The 17,811-nt window shown below is 56.4% G+C and carries 8 protein-coding genes and 1 pseudogene; all 9 read left to right on the top strand.

Annotated elements, in window-relative coordinates; all coding sequences use genetic code 11:
• Positions 1-267: 267 nt before the first annotated feature.
• Complete coding sequence (locus BBOH_RS09180; RefSeq protein ID WP_237743104.1) at positions 268-3,150, top strand: excinuclease ABC subunit UvrA; 2,883 nt, start codon at positions 268-270, stop codon at positions 3,148-3,150.
• 311 nt (positions 3,151-3,461) lie between these two features.
• A complete protein-coding gene (locus tag BBOH_RS08185) occupies positions 3,462-7,661 on the top strand; it encodes a DEAD/DEAH box helicase (RefSeq protein ID WP_052118118.1) in 4,200 nt (1,399 codons plus the stop codon).
• 59 nt (positions 7,662-7,720) lie between these two features.
• Positions 7,721-7,920, top strand: a pseudogene (locus BBOH_RS09435) (UDP-glucose--hexose-1-phosphate uridylyltransferase); the annotation flags it as partial.
• Between the two features lie 350 nt (positions 7,921-8,270).
• Positions 8,271-9,290, top strand: a complete 1,020-nt coding sequence (galE, locus tag BBOH_RS02175; RefSeq protein ID WP_033520515.1) for a UDP-glucose 4-epimerase GalE — start codon at positions 8,271-8,273, stop codon at positions 9,288-9,290.
• A gap of 368 nt (positions 9,291-9,658) precedes the next feature.
• Positions 9,659-12,940: an alpha-mannosidase gene (locus tag BBOH_RS02170; RefSeq protein ID WP_033520513.1), complete on the top strand. Its 3,282-nt coding sequence runs from the start codon at positions 9,659-9,661 to the stop codon at positions 12,938-12,940.
• 258 nt (positions 12,941-13,198) lie between these two features.
• Positions 13,199-14,488, top strand: a complete 1,290-nt coding sequence (locus tag BBOH_RS02165; protein WP_033520766.1) for an ABC transporter substrate-binding protein — start codon at positions 13,199-13,201, stop codon at positions 14,486-14,488.
• Between the two features lie 22 nt (positions 14,489-14,510).
• Positions 14,511-15,470, top strand: coding sequence for a carbohydrate ABC transporter permease (locus BBOH_RS02160; protein ID WP_033520511.1), 960 nt, complete (start codon positions 14,511-14,513; stop codon positions 15,468-15,470).
• The gene (locus BBOH_RS02155) at positions 15,470-16,309 is read left to right on the top strand and encodes a carbohydrate ABC transporter permease (protein ID WP_033520509.1); all 840 of its coding nucleotides are present in this window, start codon (positions 15,470-15,472) and stop codon (positions 16,307-16,309) included. The genes BBOH_RS02160 and BBOH_RS02155 overlap by 1 nt, the downstream gene beginning before the upstream one ends.
• 5 nt (positions 16,310-16,314) lie before the next feature.
• Positions 16,315-17,613: a glycoside hydrolase 5 family protein gene (locus BBOH_RS02150; protein WP_033520507.1), complete on the top strand. Its 1,299-nt coding sequence runs from the start codon at positions 16,315-16,317 to the stop codon at positions 17,611-17,613.
• Positions 17,614-17,811: the final 198 nt, after the last annotated feature.

Below are 17,811 nucleotides of genomic sequence, written 5' to 3'. Positions count from 1 at the left end.
ATGGCGCGTTCGAGACGGTTCGATGTCGGCTTGTCGTCGAACTTTAGGGCGTTGGCGGTTTCGTTACGGTTCTTGGATGAGCAATCAAGATTCCCTGGTTTGATAGGCGTAGACAGCCGTTCATCATTATGTCGTCACGTGCTCCGTATTGCTCGCTGCTTGGCCGCTTCTTATCGAACGGCTCTTGACGTCAAAAGGTGGTTATATCCGACTAAAGTTGATGCTGTGAGTGCAAAACGAAGAGGCGGCCAAGCGATGGATGATTGCATGACGGATAAGAGTGGTATGCCGGTAGTACAGGCGGATGCTTCTCCTGTTCCGGACGCTATCGAGGTGCGTGGCGCCAGAGTGCACAACCTTCATGGACTTGATCTCGATATTCCGCTCAACCGGCTTGTGGCCATCGCCGGCGTAAGCGGTTCGGGCAAATCCTCATTGGCTCTGGGCGTGCTCTACGCGGAGGGTTCAAGGCGATATCTTGATGCCTTGTCCACCTATACCAGAAGACGGATGACGCAGGCCGAAAAGGCGCAGGTCGATTCGGTGCGTTTCATCCCTCCGGCGCTCGCGCTGAGGCAGCGCCCCGGTGCCGGAGGCATGCGTTCGACATTCGGCACGTCCACGGAGACGCTGAATGTGCTTCGTCTGATGTTCTCCCGTCTGGCTTCGCACCGATGTCCAAACGGGCACTACTGCAAGCCGACGCTCGACGTGGCCGCCGAGATCCCGATTCATTGCGAACAGTGCGGCGCTCTGGTCGAGCCTCCCAGCGCCGAGGAACTTGCGTTCAACTCGACCGGAGCCTGTCCAACCTGCCAAGGGACGGGCGTGATTCGCCAGGTGGACGACGCGACGTTGGTGCCTGATGAAAGCCTGACGATCGATCAGGGCGCGGTGGTGCCTTGGCGCACGTTCGGTTTTAACGTCCAGCCGGACATCGTACGTGAGTTTGGCGTGCGCACCGACGTGCCTTTCCGTGAACTGACGGACGCGGAACGTGAGATTGTATTCAATGGGCCGGAAGAGAAGAAACACATCACGATCACCTCCATAAAAGGCGTGCACAATCTCGATTTCACCTTCCGCAACGCTCGTCTGACGGTCACCAAAGAGCTTGACCGCGCCACCGATGAAAAGCGGATGAAGAAGGTCGCCAAGTTTCTCGTTGAACGCACCTGCCCCGAATGCGGGGGTTCGCGGCTTAACGAAAGGGCGCGCGCCCCGAAGATAGGGCAGGTCAATCTGGCCGAGGCCACTTCGTGGCCCCTGCGTGATGTTCTCGACTGGGCTTCGACCGTGTCGGCTGGGCTGCCGACAGATATGCGCGGCATGGCCCAGAGTCTGGTCGATGCCCTTTGCGATATGGGTGCCAGGCTGATGCAACTGGGATTGGGTTACCTTACGCTGGACCGTTCCACGGCCTCGCTGTCCACGGGTGAGCGGCAGCGTGCCCAGCTCTCAAGAGCCGTGCGTAATGAGACCACCGGTGTGCTGTATGTGCTCGATGAGCCTTCAACGGGCCTGCACCCGGCCAATATCGAGGGCCTGGTCGGAGTCATGCGCGATTTATTGGCATCCGGCAATTCCGTGGTGTTCGTCGATCATGACGTGAGCGTCTTGAAAGCGGCCGACTATTTCATCGAGATGGGGCCAGGCGCCGGTTCGCGTGGTGGAACAATCGTGGCGCAGGGCGAGCCTGAACGGATACTGCAATCACCTAACTCGCGTATTGCCGGTTTTCTTGCTGGCACCGAGCCGGTCGTAGTGCGGGAGCGCAAAGCCTTGCCGCCTATGTCCACGGCGTTTCGGTCGTTTGTAGAAGGGGATTCAAGGGCGACCGTGAAGAACAATGGCGTTCATCTGATCGACGGCAACGGCGGCGGAACGGGAAGCGTCGCCACGCAAACCGCTGGCAAGGGTTCGAGCGCTTCCTCCAACCGGGTCATCCTGACTGAAGGCATGTCTTCCGGAAACGGCGAAACGGACTGGATCACCATGCGGACGGACCCCATCCACACCGTGCATCCGTTGCGAGTCGCGATTCCGAAAGGATGTATGACAGCCGTTACGGGTGTGTCGGGTTCAGGCAAAACCACGATGGTGCTTGAATCGCTGGTGCCGGCACTTGAGGCGGCGCAGACCGGCGTGGATGAATCCGCTGCCTCCGATGGCACGTCAGGCGATTCGGATTCCATTCGTGCATCCCGACGTCTGCCCTCTCATGTCCGTGCCGTCGATGCCGCTGGCATCAGACGTGTGCAGCTTGTGGATTCCACCCCGATCGGCATCAACGTGCGTTCTACCGTGGCCACCTACACCGGCGTCATGGATATGCTCAGGCGTGCCTTCGCCGCCACGGATGCGGCGAAACGGCGCAAACTCAAGCTCTCCGATTTCTCCTATAACACAGGCTCGTTGCGTTGCCCGCAATGTGACGGCACCGGGCAGATAAGTCTGGATATTCAGTTTCTGCCGGATGTTACGATCGCCTGCCCGCAATGTGACGGCAGACGTTACCGGTCCGAGGCCGATGAGGTGCTTCTGGCTACAGATGCCCACCCGCAAGGGCTGACGTTGCCTCAGGTGCTGGATCTCGAAGTGGACGATGCCCTTGACTTCTTCGTCTCTGATCGGTCGAAGCGCGCCAGGGAGCGGGATTCACCGGAAGCGTTGGACTTGGTGGGGTCAAACAACGGCGACCAACGGACGGATATGGTCTCGCCTTCCCTGTGCCGTCGGATTCATCAGGCGCTCTCGACCCTGCACGACCTGGGTTTGGGATATCTGACCCTGGGCGAGGATACGCCGAGTCTGTCGGGCGGCGAGGCTCAGCGTCTCAAACTGTCCAACGAACTGGGCAGACGGCAGGACGCCACGCTTTTTGTGTTGGACGAGCCGACCACCGGGCTGCATCCGCTCGACGTCCGTACGCTGATCGGCGTACTGGAGCGTTTGGTCGAAGGCGGTGCGACGGTGGTGTTCATCGAACATGACCTTGACATGATCGCCAACGCCGATTATGTGATCGATATGGGGCCGGGTGGAGGCGAGGAAGGCGGTCGTATCGTCGCCGCGGGCACGCCGGATGCAATCGCTTCGAATCCGGCGAGTCTGACGGGTCGTTATCTGGCGAGGCATTTGCGGGGATGATATCATCCGTTTCGAATCACGGATCGTGATATCGGCTTCGGCGTCTCGGATTCGTCGTAACCATTTCGGCAGTGGCTCGAACATCGTGTTTGTGTCCGTAAAGACGGATTTCGGCGGCGTCGCCCATCTGCGGTGTCTTCTTTGCGGTGACCATGCTTCATCGCCAAGAGCCAAGTGATTATGCGACGCTTCAGACGGGTAGTAGACTGAAGGTTTACGAACATGGTTGAGTCAGGTCATTGAACGGGCTGTGTTGCAACCGTGTCGTATGCGAACGCAATGGGATCTTATAAGGAAAGGCATCGGACATTTTGGATTGGCACACCTCGGTTTATGGTTCCCGCACGGGCGGTGCGGGTGGCTTCGGCCTCGATTCCGGTGACGATGAGGGTTTTGGAGGTGTGATTGATTCCGATGGGGGAGTCACCTATGGCTCGGCTGAACCGGTGGTTTCCGAACAAACCCTGCGGCAACTTGGAGGCAAATCATTCTACCGCGCATACGATGTCATCGAAAGCGGTCGAATTCACGATTTTACGTGTACTCCTGGTTCCGAAGGGACCAGACTGGCTGCATCCGTCGAGGCGGCCGACCAGTATGCCGACGACTATGAGGTCGAGACGCTCGTCGACGAGAATCACGGGCAAATACTGGATTCCAACTGTACCTGCCCGGCGTATGGCCGGTATGGATCACTGTGCAAACATGTTATCGCCCTGATAATGCAATATAACGATAAACCCCAAGTGTTCAGGGAACTGCCGCCATATGGGCTCGGGAAATCTTCTGACGGTGCGGTTGCGTCCCGTCGGGCTCGTCGCCCGCCCCGCCGCACCTCGCGTTCGCTGGTGTCTTATATGCATCAGCAGGATTCGCAGCTTGAACAGGAGGCCAAGAACCGCCAGCTCGAACTGTTGAAGGAGGTCAGCAGCCGCGCGTCGGGTGATTCGGGTGGCGTTACGGCCCTTACCCGCCATATGCCCATCGGTTCGGTCACGTTGCGCCCCATGCTTGAGCGGCAGGGCGGGGACTGGTATTTGCATCTGCACATCTGCGTGCCTTCCAAGGGTATTTCATATGTCATCAAGGATGTGCACGGCCTTATCGATTCGATCGGCCGTCGCGAATTCGTTTCGTATGGCAAGAAGCTCGCATTCGTCCATTCGGTTGATTCGTTTGACCGGCGTTCTCGGGATCTGATAGCGATTCTTTCACGCGCCATTGAGATCCGTCGCAGCGTTTCGGGTGACTATACGTTCTATCAGGCCAAAAACGAGGCTCAGCGGATGCGCCTATCGGATGACGAGACCGCTGAATTGCTTGATTTATATGTCAATCAGGATGTCACGCTCGATTATGCCGGAGGTTGGTATGGTTCGGCTATGCCGGTTTCGGTTGTGGATGGCGATCCGGACCTCGGTCTGGTGGTCGAGGCCGCGTCCGATGATGATGGCGTTCGGGATGCCGATACCGGGGAAAATGACGGTAAAAAGGGATACGTGATTCGGCATGATATGGTCATAGAGCAGTTTGTTGTTGGGCGTGTGACGTCCTATGTCATTGTGCATCGACGGCCTATGTCGGATCGCCAGGAACAGGCGGCCGTGAACGCCGAGACCATCGGTTATTCGCAGGATGTGGTCGATACGCCGGTTCATTCGCGACCGGATTCGGCGGCGACTCCGCTTATTTACCGCTGTTCCAAGGCATTTGTGGAGAATCGTGCGTTGCTTACCGTCTTATGCGGGGTCGGCGAGCGTGGCGATCTGTATTTGAGTGCCGACGACATAGAGGAGTTTTCGCGTACGGTATTGCCGGCTCTCGAGCCAGTGGGACAGGCGGAAAACGAGGCAAGGTTGGTTGGCGCCGTCGATGAGCCTGCCGCTGATGTCAATCATGGCGACAACGTCTCGCGTGCCCACGGCATTGCAGCGAAACTGCCTGCTGAACTATGGGCAAACCGACGTGTGCCATGCGTGATTGAAACATATCTGGATCGCGACAAATCCGGCATCACCTGTGATGTTCAGGCTCGCTACGGTGACGAGCGGTTCCACGTGTTTTCGGGTATCGCTCCGGGCGGATCCGTTGTTCGTGACAAGCAGGCCGAACGTCTGGCCGTCGAAGCGGTGCGACAGTATTTCCCTGAGCCGTTCGGGTCGGTCGCCCGTATCCCACAGGACGACGAGAAGGCGATTTACCGGCTGATCAGTGAAGGTCTGCCCGTGTTGCGTGGACTCGGAGACGTTTTTTCCACTCCGGCTTTTGACGGGTTGACGAACAGCCCGCATCCGGTGTTCAAAATAGGCCTGTCAATGAAATCCGGTTTGGTGGAGGTTTCGGCGATAGCCGATGAAATCGACCCTGCCGATGTGCCGGCTTTGCTTAATAGCTACCGTAAACGCCGTAAATTCCACCGTCTGCGTGACGGATCGTTCGTGAACATGGATGATGTCGATGTGAGCAAACTGGATGAGGTGAGCGGCGATTTGGGGCTCAAGCCTTCGGAGCTTGATTCCGGGAGCACTTCCGTGCCTGCGTATCAGGCATACTATCTTGACCATGAAGCGGATCGGCGGGAGAAAAGCGCTGATTTCAGACAATACGTGGATGATTTGAGATCCATTGATCCCCGACGGTACCAGGTTCCGCAAAGCTTTGAAAATGTACTGCGCCCATACCAGATGGAGGGGTTCCGCTGGCTCAATGCCGTGAGCGATAAGGGTTTCGGCGGTATTCTGGCTGACGAAATGGGCTTGGGCAAGACGGTGCAGATGCTGGCGTTCCTGCTTGCGCGACGATCCGAACAGCGCAAGGTCGGGCCTGATCTCATCGTATGTCCTGCCTCGTTGGTCTATAACTGGGCCGCGGAATGTGCCAAGTTCGCGCCGGGTCTGAGGGTCTCGGTGCTCGCCGGGTCAAAGGCTGAGCGTCGTACCATCCTGAATCGTTCGAAGATATGGTATGCGAATCAGCCCGTTGATGGCGCGTCAGGCTTCGATTCCGCTGATCGCCTGAGTTACGAGGTCGAAAACGCCATGAAGGGAGGTTCCTCGCTGAGCCGCGTCGACGGTTCGGCCATGTCCGTCGACTCGGCCGACAATCGTGGCACCGGTGATGCGGGCGGTGAGAATCCTGCGCCATATCATGACGGTTGGCGGAGTGCTGCTGGTCCCCTCCCGGCGGATAGTGAGTATGATGGAACCTTCACTCCGGGCTCTGACGATGCATCGTCTGGTGTATCCGGCTCCGTTCCGGACGTGATCATCACCTCATATGACCTGTTGCGTCGAGACATCGAGGATTACCAAGGTCTGACCTGCTATACCATGGTGTTGGACGAGGCCCAGTACATCAAGAATCATGCGACCAAGTCATCGCGTGCGGTTCGCAGTGTACTGGCGCAGCACCGTTTCGCCCTGACCGGCACGCCGATCGAAAACCGTCTTTCCGAGTTGTGGAGCATCGTTGATTTCCTCATGCCCGGAATGCTCGGATCATATAAGCGTTTTCGAGAGCGGTTCGAACAGCCGATCATGAGCGGCGACCCGGATGCCGAGGCGAAATTGCAGGCATTCGTCGGGCCGTTCATCCTGCGACGGTTGAAGTCGCAGGTTCTCAAGGATCTGCCCGATAAGATCGAGAACGTGATTACCGTGCGGTTGGAGGGGGAGCAGCGCAGACTATACGCCGCGCTTGAACAGCAGTTGCGGGCCACCGTGACCAAGCAGAAGGACATTGAGTTCAAGACCGGAAAGATTCAAGTCCTCGCACAACTGACCCGACTGCGTCAGGCCTGTTGTGACCCCCGTCTGCTTTTTGAAAACGTCGGCAGCAACGTCGTCAAAAAGGATACCCGCGCGTGGGGAGCCCCTGCCCGTCAGATCGAGCGTGCCGATGATGGTTGGGACGATGCGGAGCTTACGGCTGAGGTCGAGGCGAACACCGTTGGCGGTGGACGGAAAACCACAAAACCCCGTAATGTTCCCTCCGCCAAGCTCGACGCCATCGCGGAACTGGTCTCAAGCTGTCAGGACGCCGGTCGTAAGATGCTTATCTTCTCCCAGTTCACCAGCTTCCTGGATCTGATCGCCGAGCGTCTGCGCCGGGATGATGTGGCGTATGACGTCATTACCGGTGCGACCCCTAAGCGCAGACGTTTGGAGTTGGTCGACAAATTCAACGCAGATGACACCCCTGTCTTTCTGATCTCGTTGAAGGCGGGAAACACGGGACTGAACCTCACGGGTGCGTGCGTGGTGGTCCATGCCGATCCGTGGTGGAACGCCGCCGCGCAGGAGCAGGCGACCGACCGGGCCCACCGCATCGGCCAGACCCAGGATGTCAACGTCTACCAGATCGTCGCCAAGGATACCATCGAGGAACGAATCCTGAAGATGCAGCAGGCCAAAAGCGATCTGGCCACACGGTTCGTGGACGATGCGAGCTCCGGATCGGCGGCCGGCATCTCCGCCTTGACCAAGGACGACCTGTTGGAGCTGCTCGGATAGAATATCGTGGTCATATTCTGCTGGCCGGTTGGTTGCCGTCATTGTGGCTCTACGACTATAGTGTGGCGAGAGGTCATCCACAGTGCACCGTCTTCCATGAAAACGAGGGATTTGATGGGAGGAACAGGCGCATGTTGCGTACAGTGCCGGTTACGTTGGGCGCAAGACGCTTTTCTGACGGTTTTCACCGTACGGTTATTTCGGCCAGCACGGCATTTGTGTGAACGCCGAGCACACTCCGATGCGGGTGGATCGCGACCAATCCGTCATGCGTGACGTGATGCGCGATCAACTGGGCAGGGTGTGGCGGATTCTCGGTATCACGGCAGTGTTTAAAGGTCCGAAACGACATTGCAATTCTCGGAAAGCCCTGGTTTTGAAAGTTCATCAAAACGGAGGGTCCTCGTGGTTGGGTTTACGAGGTTTGTTGTATGGTATGTGTTGGGTCGGTGTCCGTGCTCTGGCCTGTCTGTGTGACATGTCGCTATTGAGAATTGCCGCAAAACGCCTGAATTGCCGTAAGGTGCAATGATGTTGTATGTGTGATAATGTTAGGTATTGTAAGTTTCTGTGAGATTATGATGTGTCAGTAATCAGTAAGGAGCAATCATGACGACCATTCTGGTAACCGGAGGTGCCGGCTATATCGGCACGCACACCGACGTCGAGCTGCTGAACAGGGGATACGACATCGTTTGTGTCGACAATTACACCAACTCGTCTCCTAAGGCGCTCGATCGCGTCGAGGAGATCACCGGCAAGCACGTGAAGCGCTATGAAGGCGACGTGCGGGACGAGGCCCTGATGGATCGCATCTTCGAAGAGAACAAGGTCGACTGGGTCATCCACTTCGCGAGCCTGAAGTCAGTGGGCGAATCCGTCGCCAAGCCGATTGAATACTATGACAACAATCTCAACAGCACGCTCGTGCTGCTTAAGGCCATGCGCTCGCATGACGTCAAGCGCATCGTATTCTCATCCTCCGCAACCGTTTATGGCACTCCGGAAAGCCTGCCCTTGACGGAGGAAAGCCCTGTCGGGGGCACGACCAATCCGTATGGCTCGACCAAGCTAATGGAGGAGCAGATGCTGCGCGATGTTCATGTGGCCGACGATTCCTGGACAATCGTCATCCTGCGTTACTTCAACCCGGTCGGTGCTCATGAGTCCGGTCTGATTGGTGAGGATCCGAAGGGCATTCCGGCAAATCTGACCCCTTATATCGCCAAAGTTGCGTTCGGCGAACTGCCTGCCGTGCAAGTGTTCGGCGACGATTACGACACGCCTGACGGAACAGGTGTGCGCGACTATCTTCATGTGGTCGACTTGGCCAAAGGACACGTTGCCGTGATCGACAGGATTGCGAAGCCGGGCGTGTATACCTACAATCTGGGAACAGGCCATGGCTACTCGGTTCTGGAAGTCGTCAAGGCATACGAGAAGGCCGCAGGGCATTCCATCGCCTACGTCATGAAGCCGCGTCGTCCCGGCGACATCTCGGCCTGCTACGCGGATTGCTCCAAGGCCGAGCGTGAGCTGGGCTGGAAGGCCGAGCTGGGCATCGACGACATGGCCGCCTCCTCGATCAACTGGCAGACCAAGAATCCCAACGGCTATAGAGGCGAATAGCAATCGTTCTGAAAACCGATGTCCGGCCACGGCGTTCATGCGTCGTGACCGGTTTTGTTTATTGCGAGCGAAAGGCACACGCAAAAGGTACTAAAGCGTTTTAGTCCTCTATGGTTTGTAAACTTGCTTAGGTATGGAGGCACGGCTCAGTCGCCGAGCGCACGACCTGATGGAGGTTTTGTCAATGATGTCTCAGCTGTTGTTGCGCCAATCCGGTCAGAGCGCGTCCTGTCTCGGGTCGGCGTTGGACTGCGCCGAACAGCCACAGGTCGTTTTCGGACGACGATGAGCCCTTATGCCCATCATATTGATCATCAGTACTGATGTCATGGCAGTGGTACTGATTCGAATCTAAGGAAGGATTCCACATGTTCCTCGCTCCTGACCAAGAGCTTTGCCGCTGCGACCGGGTGCGCCAGCAACGGCTGGAGCCTCATGTCGAGACGGTTCTCGATCATTGCTCGGTGCGTGCATTCGCCAATCCTGGCGAGCCCGAGCCTTTTATGGGCTTCTTGGACCGTGCCCGCGCAGGGCAGGTCGATTTTCAAGTATTTGAGATTCCGGGGTCGTGGGGCACCACTTGGGGCACGACATGGTTTGAGGTCTCTGGTCGGATTGATTTGGCGGCGGCCCAAGGACGCCAGATAGAGCTGGTGGCCGACCTCGGCTGGCTTGCCGAGCGTGGCCCTGGTTTCCAGTCCGAAGCACTTGCTTATACCGCCGACGGCACTGCCATTAAAGCCGTCAATCCCCGCAACAGCTGGGTTCCGCTTATCGATGCTGATGGCACCCGCCATGTTCCTCTCGATGCGGACGGCAATTTCGTTGTTTATCTCGAGGCCGCAGCCAATCCCGTCGTTGAGGGGCCGACGCCGTTCTCACCCACGCATGTAGGGCTCAAGGCAACCGGTAAGCCGGATCAGCCGTATACGTTGCGTCGTATGGATGTCTGCTGTTTCAATCGTGACCTTTTCGACTACGGCATGGATCTTGAAGTCGTGTCTTCCTTGATGCGCGAGCTGAAGGACGATGATCCTCGCTACTGGCAGTTGGCCAAGGCGCTTCAACGTTCGCTCAACGTCTATGACGAGCGGAACATCGTAGGAACGGTGGCTCAGGCGCGTGCGCAGCTGAAGGATGTTCTGTCCCGTCCCGCCGTCAGTTCCAGTGTCAAACATACCGCGGTGGCTCACGCGCACATCGACTCCGCGTGGCTTTGGCCGGTGCGTGAGACCCGACGCAAGGTCGCCCGCACCGTTTCGAACGTACTGGCTTTGATGGATCAGGACCCCGATTTCATTTACGCGATGAGTTCTGCGCAGCAGTACGCGTGGCTGGAAGCGGAGCATCCCGATCTGTTCAATCGCATGAAGGAGCGCATCGCTGAAGGCCGTTTCATTCCCGTCGGCGGAATGTGGGTCGAGTCCGATGGCATGGTGCCCTGCGGCGAGTCTCTGGTGCGGCAGATCACTTTCGGCCAGCGATACTACAAAGAGCACTTGGGGGCTGTGGCCAAGGGTGTATGGTTGCCCGACAGTTTCGGCTACACCGGGTCGTGGCCGCAGATTGCGCTCCGTGCCGGCTTCGAGTGGTTCCTGACTCAGAAGATCTCCTGGAACGACACGACCAAGTTCCCGCATCACTCATTCATCTGGCAGGGCATCGACGGCACGGGCATCCTCACCCACTTCCCGCCTTCCGACACCTATTGCGCTCCCGCGGAAGTCAAGGATGTCGTCTACTCGCAGAAGAACTATCTGGACAAGGACCTTTCGGACCACGCCATCATGCTCTACGGTTACGGCGATGGTGGTGGCGGCCCTAATCGCGAGATGGTAAGCCGCATTCACCGTATGCGCGACCTTGAAGGAGTGCCGCAGATCGACTTCGGCACTCCTGACGACCTGTATGCCAAGATCCGGCAGGACGTCGTCGATGAGGCCAGGGGAGAGACCCCGATTTATCGAGGCGAGCTTTATCTTGAACTCCATCGTGCGACACTGACCGCGCAGCAGGACATGAAGCGCGGATGCAGGCAGGAGGAGTCCATGCTGCGTGTGGTGGAATACCTGTGCGCGGAGGCGAGTCTGAAGGATTCGAACTACCGGTATCCGCGCCAGCAGCTTGACGCCATCTGGCAGAAGCTGCTGCTCAATCAGTTCCACGACATTCTTCCAGGTTCCGCGCTCGCATGGGCGGAGCTTGAGGCTCGCGAGGATTATCAGCGTGACATTCACGCTTTGTTCGAAATCGCTGATCAGGCGGCCTCCGCGATTCATCAGGCTGATTCCTCGCTGCCGGTTGTGGACGACGCCGTGGTACTGCCGGTGGCTGATTCCGGGGACGATTCGAACCATCGCGGTGGCAACTGGGTTGTGCAGCCGGGCGCATGCGCTCATCCGGCCGGCAATGTGTGGCAGGATCGCGTCAAGGATCTTGCTTCGACTGACTTAGAGCTTACCTCGAATGCCGTGTTGCCGGATGTTGGTGCTCCACTTGCTGCGCAAGCGCAGAAGGACGCTGATGGCTCGGCCGTGCTTTCCAACGGGGTATTGTCCGTCAAGGTGGAGGCTGATGGTTCCGTATCCTCGCTGGTTGACTTGGTGAACGGACGCGAACTGGTGCCCGCCGGAACCCGACTCGGACGATATGAACTGATGCGTGATGAGCCGTATCAGTGGGATGCGTGGGATATCCAGCGTGATGCCTTCCTGATGGCGAACGGTTTGGAGGAGTCCCGTTTGGTTGACGTTGCGACGCGTGATTCTGATGGCGCTGCGATCGCTACTGTCAAGTCACATGCCGAGGGTGTGGATATCAAGACTCGGATCATTCTGCACAGCGGTGCGAGCACGCTTGATTTCGAGGCGGGCGTAGAGTGGCACACGCAGGAGCAATTCCTCAAAGTGGACGTGCCGCTGGCACTCGATGTGTCCAATGCCCAATATGAGGCCCAGTATGGCATGGTTGAACGTCCTGTTCAGAAGAATTCACGCAGCCAGGAAGCCATGTTCGAAAGTTGCACGCACCGGTTTGTGCGCTTGGCCGAGGCGGGATATGCAGCCGCAGTGGTCAACGCTACGACTTATGGCTCGGATGTGAGTCCGATTGGCAATGTGACGGGCAATAATACGTCGGCGGGAGCTTTGGACGGCACCGTGCCGGCAGGTCATGGCACGATGGTCAGGCTCTCGCTGCTTTCCGCGCCGCTGTATCCTGATCCGGACACCGATCAGGGGCATCACGAGTTCGCGTGGTCCGTGGTTGTCGATGCCTCCGTTGACCGTACACTTGCTCAGGCCGCTCGGGTCAATGCTCCGGTCTTCTCGGCTTTGCCGGTATTCGAGCCGATCGCGGTTGCGCAAGCCGAGCGGGGGAGCATCGTGGTCGATTGGGTCAAGATGGCTGATGACGGTTCCGGTGACGTGATTGTGCGTCTCTATGAGCCTGCTGGCGGCGAGGCGTCTGGCAGATTGCATGTCTGCGCCGAACTGGCGGGCGCTGTGGTCAGTGAAGTCAGTGAACTTGAGGATGCTCAGTCCCTGCCGGCCGAGCTGCCTCGTGCCGTTGCCGCTTCTTCGCAACCCGTTCAAGGCGCTGCGTTGAGGCTGCACCCATACCAGCAGGCGACGCTGCGCATCGCTCGATGAACCGATGGAAACCGTCGAAACTTGCAGGGGCATGTGAATTCTAGATTCCATGCCCCTGTGAAGTTCTTCTTCAGGGTTCCAGGAGACATGGGAAGATAAAGTGCCTCAATGTCGGACATGGGGGGGGGAACTGCATGAGATTGACAAATCGAATTCGTAGGTTTTATAATAATAACTAAAGCGTTTTAGTGCTTTGTTTCGAGCTGAAACGTAATGCTTCCTCCAATGCCGGAGGAGGTGCAGAAGAAAGGAAATCAGATGTTTTCTTTGAAGAAGACCGTTGCCGCCGCTGGTGCCGCGGTAATGCTCCTGTCCGTTGGGGCTTGTGGTGGTCAGGGGGATAAAAACGCAGATGGAAAAACTGAGATTTCATTCCAGACGTGGAATCTTAAGAACGATAAATACACCCCGTATTTTAAAGAGCTGATCGCCGCTTACGAAAAAGCCAATCCAAACGTCACCATCAAATGGATGGATCAGCCTTCTGACAACTATGAGGAAAAGCTATCTTCGCAGGCGGCCGCAAAGGAACTGCCCGACATTGTCGACGCCGGCCCATCCCTGCAATATGGCCTGGCCAAGGCTGGTGCCTTGATGAACATCACCAAAGAGGATCCTGGTGCCAAGGATCAGTTCTATCCCAACGCATGGAAAGCCGTGACCTTCTCCGGTAAGGGCATGCAGACCGCTTCATACGGGTTCCCATGGTATGTCAATGACGGGCCGAACTACTACAACACCCAACTCATGCAGAAGTGCGGACTCGACCCGAATAAGCTTCCCGTGACCTGGGATGATTATTTCTCGCAGGCTCAGACGATGGTCAACAGTGGCTGTGGCGCTTACATGTCGACTATGATGGCTGCCGATGCCGGTGACTATGCCTCTGCTGGCGTTGATTTCATGAACAAGGATCAGACGGAATATACGTTCAACACGCCCAAAGCCGTCGCGTTCCTTCAAAAGTTCGTCGATTTGTTCAAGGCCAAGGGTATCCCTGCGGAGGCTTTGGACGCTTCCTGGTCACAACAAGGCGACTTCTTCCAGCGTGGCTCGATTATCGCGATGGGTGGAAGCGCGTATTCTGCGGCGGACTTTAAGAAGAACTCCCCGGATCTATACAGCCATCTGACTGTGGGGCCGAAGATAAGCGATCTGGGCAAATCCGCGACTGTGGGTTATGAGATGCTCAGCGTCAGCGCCGCCACCAAGCATAAGGACGAGGCGTTGAAGTTCGTCAAATTCGTGACGAATAAGAAGAATCAGCTTGAATTCGCCAAGAAATCCAGCACTTTCCCCTCCAGCAAGGGCGGTCTGGAAGATCCGTACTATGCAAAGATTGATGAGGGCGACTTGCAAGGCAAGGCGCTGAAAATCACGCTCAAAGCCGTCGAGAACGGCTTCTCCAGCCGACCGGCGCAGTTCACCGATGCTGCTGGAAGCAAGTACCTGCAGCAGCAAGTCGCACTTGCCCTGCAAGGTAAGCAGACGGCCAAGCAGGCCCTTGATAAGGCCGTGGACTTCGCCAACGGTAAATTGAACAAGTAATCAAGTGAATTCGGTCAAATCTATGTCAAGAAACACCAGTAACGGGTCGGAGGCTTTGTCCTCCGACCCGGCTGGGGCGAAAAGGGATAAACCGGTCAGGCATCGGCAGTCAGTGCTGAGGACCTTGGCGCCGTATCTCTTTGTGGCTCCGGCCTTTAGTATTGTCTTTATATTCGTAATTGTCGCGGCGCTTAATACCTTCAGGTTGGCGTTTACGGATTCCACGCTCTTGGTGCCCGGCAAGTTCATAGGTTTCCAGAACTTCGTGGATATCTTCCACGATGAATACTTCTGGACGGCGTTGCTCAATTCCACGCTCTATGTTGTTTGTGTAGTGCCGTTCATGGTGATTCTGCCTTTGATTTTGGCGTCATTGGTCCGTGGGAACTCCAAGATCATGGGTTTCTTCCGCACGTCCTTCTATACTCCAGTGGTCATGTCCGCCGTCGTTGTGGGCATGATTTGGACGAATCTGCTTGATTCCAAGGGATTGATCAACTCGCTGTTGGAAGGCATGCACCTTATTAAGCAACCCATACCCTTCCTTACTGATCGATGGATGATTCTTTTTTCCGCCATGTTCGTCACCATATGGCTTGGCTTGGGATATTACATGGTCATCTATTTGACGGCACTGGCCAACATCGATGATTCCTTGTATGAGGCCGCATCGCTGGACGGTGCCGGCCCCGTCCGCAAATTCGTCTCGATTACCATGCCCGGTGTTAGATCGACCATCGTTCTTATCATGATGCTTTCCACCATCGCGGCCTTCCGTGTCTTCAACGAGATTTATGTGTTGACCAACGGTACGGCCGGTCCTGGCGGACAGGACATAACCATGTCGATGATGATCCAGCAGGAGGGTACTGGCATACAAGCCCACACGGGTTATGCAAGCGCATTGTCCCTGATTGTGTTGGTGATCGTTGGATTCATGCTGATCGTTCAGCAGATCTTCCAAAGTAGGAGCGAGAACTGATGGGAAGCAGTCGTAAACATGTCACGGTAGGCAAAATTGTTCAATACGCAATTCTCGTCCTTGTCTTCATCCTTCTGGTAGGTCCGTTCGTCTGGGAACTTTCACTGTCGCTTAAGGGACCGGGGGACAACGTATATGCAGTGCCTCCCTATATCGTTCCGAAAACGCCGACGATGGAGAACTATGCTCAGGTCTTCAGACAGGTTCCTGTGTTCCATTACATGTGGAACACCATTCTTGTGGCCGTCATGTCGATTGCTGGTAATGTCCTGTTCTCGACGATGGCCGGTTATGCGCTTGGCAGGCTCGAGTGGCGTGGCCGCAAGTTCTTGTTCCTGCTCTTCATGGGGACGATGGTGATTCCCATCGAAGGCGTTATCATTTCCCAGTTTCTGATTATGCGTGCGGTCAATCTGCAGAATACGCTGATTGCGGTTGCGCTCCCGGGTATGTGCGGCGCCATCAACATTCTGTTGATGACCAACGCATTCAAGGCCATTCCGAAGGAATTGGAGGAGGCCGCCGAAGTCGATGGAGCAAATGTCTGGCAGCAGTTCATCCACGTCTGCATCCCTGAAGTCAAAGGAACGATGACAGTTGTGGGCATCTTCGCCTTCGTCGGTTCATGGAATGACTTCCTTTGGCCCCTGATTGTCATCTCGGATGAAAAAAATTATACGTTGACTTTGGGCATGAACCGTCTCAAGGGCATGTTTGTTTCAGACCCGAGGCTGATCGCTGCCGGCGCTTTGGTGTCGTTGATCCCGATATTGGTCTTCTTCGCCTGCTTCCAGCGTTACTTCTTCCAAGGTTTGGAACAGGGCGGCATCAAGGAGTGAGCGCAATGAGATTTGGTGTGAACTACACGCCGTCGCACGGTTGGTTCCATATGTGGCTTCACCCTGATTGGGATTCGGTGCAGCGTGATTTCGATGCCATCGCCAATTTGGGAATGGACCATGTCCGACTGTTTCCGTTATGGCCGGTGCTGCAGCCAAATCGTACGTGGATCAATCAGGACGGCATCGATGATGTCCGTCATATGGCTTGCTTGGCCAGTGATCGCGGTCTGGATGTGTATTCGGATGTTTTGCAGGGGCATTTGTCCAGTTTTGATTTCGTGCCTTCGTGGCTTGTGTCGTGGCATGAAACCAGTATGTTTGACGATGAGAAGGCGGTGCAGGCGCAGAGCGAATTGGTCGGGGTGCTGTATGATGCACTCTCGACGGTATCCGGTTTCAAAGGGCTGACCGTAGGCAATGAGTGCAACCAGTTTGCCGATCGGGTGCATCCCCGGCGTATGTCGGCCAACACTGAGAGCACCGACGCTTGGTTGCGTGCACTGATCGATCCAATCAGGCAGAAGGCGCATGCCAATGGGCATGTGCTGTTGCACAGCGAGAATGATGCTGTTTGGTATTCGGATGGGCATCCCTTTACTCCTCGGCAGGCTGCCGGAATTGGAGATGTCACCGCCATTCATTCATGGGTGTTCAATGGTACGGCGCAGAAATACGGTGCACTGAGCGAAGCAGGTACTCGTCATGCCGAGTATCTCGTCGAACTCTCCAAAGCGTTTGCATTGGAAGCAGATCATCAGGTGTGGCTGCAGGAGATAGGTGCCCCACAGAATGTGATCGACGTTGAAGATGTCTCGGAATTTTGCAGAAAGACCGTGGAGCATGCTCTGGATTGCACCGATCTGTATGGGGTGACCTGGTGGTGCTCACACGATGTGCCACAGGCGATGTCCGATTTTCCACCCTTCGAACATGATCTGGGGCTTATTGACGAGCAGGGGAGAGTCAAGCCAGTGGGCAAGGAGTATGCTCAGCTTGCCAGCCAATATCGGCACCGTGCGGAACCTCAAACTCGTTCGACGGCGGTGGTTGTCGAATGTGGGGATGACGGCAATCCCACGATGCGTGCGGCTTGTGCACCTGGAGGATCGGTATTCGAGAAGTGGATGTTGCTGAGCGAACAGGGCGAACGTCCCACTTTGGTGACTTCACAGACTGCCGACGATGTTATGAGACTCCGGGCTCGCGGCGTAACCGAGTGTATGAGAGTGCCGATGAAGTCGGGTGACGCTTATAGTGCGGTTTCTGATCCGTCTTTGGAGAATGCCATCGCTGAACACTAGATATTGCAGGCCGATTATGGGGGGGGGGTATTGCTGTCCGTTATCGGCCTGTACCTGCGACTCGACGATGAGGAATTGAGATGCGTTCGCAATGTAGAGAACGATGGTCAGCGGTTGGATGCCAATCGCGCGCTTATTTCTTGTCTATGGAGAGTTTTGAATTGCAAGAGGGAGATTCCAGCTTTGGTTTTGCTCCGC

The sequence above is a fragment of the Bifidobacterium bohemicum DSM 22767 genome (assembly GCF_000741525.1).
GTDB classification, from domain to species: Bacteria; Actinomycetota; Actinomycetes; order Actinomycetales; family Bifidobacteriaceae; genus Bifidobacterium; species Bifidobacterium bohemicum.
Note: the sequence above shows the minus strand (reverse complement) of the source record. Positions and strands in the feature narration are given on the sequence as shown.

What these genes read in the sequence shown, in the direction of transcription:
- BBOH_RS09180 (WP_237743104.1), top strand. Translation starts at nt 268, where the DNA reads ATGACGGATAAGAGTGGTATGCCGGTAGTACAGGCGGATGCTTCTCCT.
- galE (WP_033520515.1), top strand. Translation starts at nt 8,271, where the DNA reads ATGACGACCATTCTGGTAACCGGAGGTGCCGGCTATATCGGCACGCAC.
- BBOH_RS02170 (WP_033520513.1), top strand. Translation starts at nt 9,659, where the DNA reads ATGTTCCTCGCTCCTGACCAAGAGCTTTGCCGCTGCGACCGGGTGCGC.
- BBOH_RS02165 (WP_033520766.1), top strand. Translation starts at nt 13,199, where the DNA reads ATGTTTTCTTTGAAGAAGACCGTTGCCGCCGCTGGTGCCGCGGTAATG.
- BBOH_RS02160 (WP_033520511.1), top strand. Translation starts at nt 14,511, where the DNA reads ATGTCAAGAAACACCAGTAACGGGTCGGAGGCTTTGTCCTCCGACCCG.
- BBOH_RS02155 (WP_033520509.1), top strand. Translation starts at nt 15,470, where the DNA reads ATGGGAAGCAGTCGTAAACATGTCACGGTAGGCAAAATTGTTCAATAC.
- BBOH_RS02150 (WP_033520507.1), top strand. Translation starts at nt 16,315, where the DNA reads ATGAGATTTGGTGTGAACTACACGCCGTCGCACGGTTGGTTCCATATG.